This window comes from Atribacterota bacterium (assembly GCA_028703475.1).
Lineage (GTDB): Bacteria > Atribacterota > Phoenicimicrobiia > Phoenicimicrobiales > Stramentimicrobiaceae > JAQVMU01.
This window is the reverse complement of record JAQVMU010000123.1, coordinates 1-3,055: the sequence shown is the minus strand read 5'-3', so window position 1 is coordinate 3,055 and position 3,055 is coordinate 1. Positions and strand designations below refer to the sequence as shown.

General features: G+C 35.7%; 6 protein-coding genes. 1 reads left to right on the top strand and 5 read right to left on the bottom strand.

Features of this window, described 5'->3' with window-relative positions; all coding sequences use genetic code 11:
- Position 1: 1 nt before the first annotated feature.
- Entirely contained in the window at positions 2–703 is a 702-nt protein-coding gene (locus tag PHQ99_08420; GenBank protein ID MDD4289595.1) for a hypothetical protein, read from the top strand.
- Between the two features lie 305 nt (positions 704–1,008).
- Here the strand turns inward: PHQ99_08420 and PHQ99_08415 are convergent, their stop codons facing one another.
- The 5 genes from PHQ99_08415 to PHQ99_08395 all read right to left on the bottom strand — a co-directional run bounded on the left by PHQ99_08415 (position 1,009) and on the right by PHQ99_08395 (position 2,751).
- Positions 1,009–1,278, bottom strand: a complete 270-nt coding sequence (locus PHQ99_08415) for a hypothetical protein (GenBank protein MDD4289594.1) — start codon at positions 1,276–1,278, stop codon at positions 1,009–1,011.
- 25 nt (positions 1,279–1,303) lie between these two features.
- Positions 1,304–1,687, bottom strand: a complete 384-nt coding sequence (locus tag PHQ99_08410) for a D-Ala-D-Ala carboxypeptidase family metallohydrolase (protein ID MDD4289593.1) — start codon at positions 1,685–1,687, stop codon at positions 1,304–1,306.
- Between the two features lies 1 nt (position 1,688).
- The gene (locus PHQ99_08405; protein ID MDD4289592.1) at positions 1,689–2,066 is read right to left on the bottom strand and encodes a hypothetical protein; all 378 of its coding nucleotides are present in this window, start codon (positions 2,064–2,066) and stop codon (positions 1,689–1,691) included.
- A gap of 122 nt (positions 2,067–2,188) precedes the next feature.
- Positions 2,189–2,467 carry a DUF2922 domain-containing protein gene (locus PHQ99_08400; protein ID MDD4289591.1) on the bottom strand — a complete coding sequence of 93 codons (279 nt, stop codon included), beginning with the start codon at positions 2,465–2,467 and terminating at the stop codon, positions 2,189–2,191.
- Between the two features lie 59 nt (positions 2,468–2,526).
- Positions 2,527–2,751, bottom strand: a complete 225-nt coding sequence (locus PHQ99_08395) for a DUF1659 domain-containing protein (GenBank protein MDD4289590.1) — start codon at positions 2,749–2,751, stop codon at positions 2,527–2,529.
- Between the last annotated feature and the right edge of the window lie 304 nt (positions 2,752–3,055).

Below are 3,055 nucleotides of genomic sequence, written 5' to 3'. Positions count from 1 at the left end.
CCTGCCATTAGGAGGCAACACTACCGGAGAGCTCTCTGATCTTTATCCCAACTTATTTACTCCGGCCGGTTTGACCTTTTCTATCTGGGGAGTCATTTACCTGGCTTTAGCTGCGTTCATTGTATATCAGGCACGGGATTTGCTTTCAAAACAGAAAATAAAAATGCCTTATCTGCAGGCAATTGGCGGGTATTTTCTGCTGAGCTGTCTTGCCAATGCCGGCTGGATATTTGCCTGGCATTACCGTCAGGTACTGCTATCACTGGTAGCTATGCTTGTTTTATTGTTTTCATTAATAATGATTTATCTTAATTTGGATATAGGCAGAAAACGTGTTGAGCCACCTATTCTTTATTTTGTACATCTTCCTTTCAGCCTTTATCTGGGTTGGATTACAGTGGCTACAATAGCCAATATTACAGCAGTTTTGGTTAACTATCAATGGAGCGGATGGGGTTTTTCAGAGATATTCTGGACGGTGCTGGTTATTTTGGCCGGAACTGTAATTACATTCATCAATATTTTCCAGAGAGGAGATATAGCCTATAGTGTTGTGATTCTCTGGGCTTATCTGGGGATTATTATAAAAAGATATTCTGTCAGTTCCCAGCCAATTATGACTATTGTATATGTAACTGGGCTGGCAATGGTATTGATTGTAATAGGAATAGTTTTCTTCAGGAAAAAAGCTGTTAAAGCGTAACAGGAAAGTAAAATTTTATTTAACCTTAAAAAATGACCTTTTTAGAAAGCGGTAATGATTAAATAAATTGTAAGAAAAATATATGAAAATTCTGCAACCCCACCCCCACCTTTATCCTCCCTCCTCAAGGGGGAGGAAATGAAATAGGATGTAATCCTCATCTTAAGGGAGAGGAGACGGATAGGTAAGCCTTTCTCAAAGGAGGTTATTGTTTCCCACTCTTCTCACGAGGAGAGGGTTAGGGGGAGGTTTAATATTTAATTTAAAATAATAAAAAAATATAAAAAAGCTTCTTAACTTAAAGGCTAAGAAGCTTTTTGAATATGGGCTTTAATGCTGGTTAATTCTCTTTGCATTTCATTATAGTAAAGAGAATAGTAATCCCTATTTTGCTGGTTTAACTGATTTAGTGTTTTTTGCACTATTGAAACCTGTTTAAAAATTTGCTGGTATCCTTCCTTCTGAGTAGAAACAAGCTGTTGCATGAACCGGTCAATTCGAAAGATTAAAAAAATTGACAGGGCTATAGGAAAACCCTGGTTTGTAATTATTTGTGTTAAATCTATAATACTCATTTTTTATCACCTTTACTTTTTATAATTATCCCTGCCAGTAAACTGTCTGATCTGTGGCACGGATATCCAGGTGCAGGAAATTTCTCCGGGGGTAAAAACCGATTCCCTGAAATCCAAATTCACGGGCAACCTGCAGAAGTTCGGCAAGAGAAATCCCCGGCACATAGATATCAGCTGCCATACCAAGGAGATGGTAACTGTTTTTAACTCCACCTGTTTCCATATTATATTTTGGACAACGATAGCCGGAAGTAATTATAACCGGCTTTTTAATCCTGTAACGCAATCCTTTTAATTTTTGTAACAACAATGAATGAAGTTTTACACAGCAACAGCAGGGACACTGAAATTCATTAAGGGAAAAAAATTCAGCGACAAAAATGTTATTTATTGAATTTGTAATTATCATTTCAATCTTTATATCCTAATCTGATTTCTTCTATTGGTCCAAGAAAGCTTTCTTTTTTCAAAAGAGAATCATAATATTCCCTGTTTACCCTGTGAATATTGGCTTTCATTAAAGTTTTCAGTTCCCTTGTTTCCTGTGCCTTTAAATATATTTTTTTATCTTTCAAAATTTCCAGCAATTTATTCCAGGCCTCTTCCCATTTTTTGTCACCCTGTCCGATACCGAATTCTTCCTCTGCCCAGAGCATCGCTGTCAGCAATGCCTTTTTAATAGTTTCTGCGCGGTCATTTCCTAACTTGTTCCTTAAAAAACCAAATCCGATAGATACTGCCAGAACCAGTAAACCCTCCAGTAAAAATTTACTAAACAATATATTCATTTTTTCTCCTTTTCTTATTACAAAAAATAATTTCTAAATTTGGACTATAAAACAGCCGGAAGCCTGACAAGACTCCCGGCATTCAATAGTTTAAAATGTTACGAACAATTAATTCTTAAATTTTATTCTGTAACATCCATAACATCAGTGGATTGGTAATCCAGGATACGGGCATTAACTTTTTCTACCAGGTCATTTCCCTTATTTTGGAAAATGTTCCTGGCGAGAACAACATCCATGACTGCTTCAATAGCTGCATCCTGGGCTTCTAAATCAACATAATCCCCATCATCTAAATTTTTGGGATTATCAAGTGTCAGATTGACAAGGTTACCTTCACTGTCTCTAAATTGCATATATAACCTTTTATAACTGGTTACATCACCGAGAGTAGTAGACATAGTTTCCTCCTTTCTATTATTTTTTAATTTCATTACCAAAATTTAGTTCCTTGTTTTTCTTAAGATGTTAGCTGAGCAGATTGGTTTAGTCTGATTTCATCCAGGCTGTAATTTTGCAGGCTGGCTAACTGGTTGGCAACATCAAACACATCCTGTTCGGTTGCTGATTCTTTGACTTTGTTAAAGCTCTTGGTTTTGATTATGGAATTTCCAGAATCAGGATCTGTTCCGGTAACCAATCTGAGCTGCAAAACAGAGTCATATGGTACAACTACTACTGGCATTTTCTCACCTCCTTTTTTTTGATTGCGGGTAATAATCGCGGTTAAAAGTTTATAGTTTTTTGTTTTCAGTTTTTAGTCAGACATAAAACCGGTATTTAGCAGTTGATATATAGTATTTGGTAAAGAAAAAGTAAAAATAGATATGATTTATCCTAATCAGCTAAATTTCCTTCAATTAGATGCTATGATGCACTTCAAACCAATTCTTGTTTTACTAAAAACCAGAAACCAATAACTAAAAACAGAAACGATAGTTTCAATCTTTCTATAATGTAAAAGCAAAAAATGAGGCAAAATACAAAAG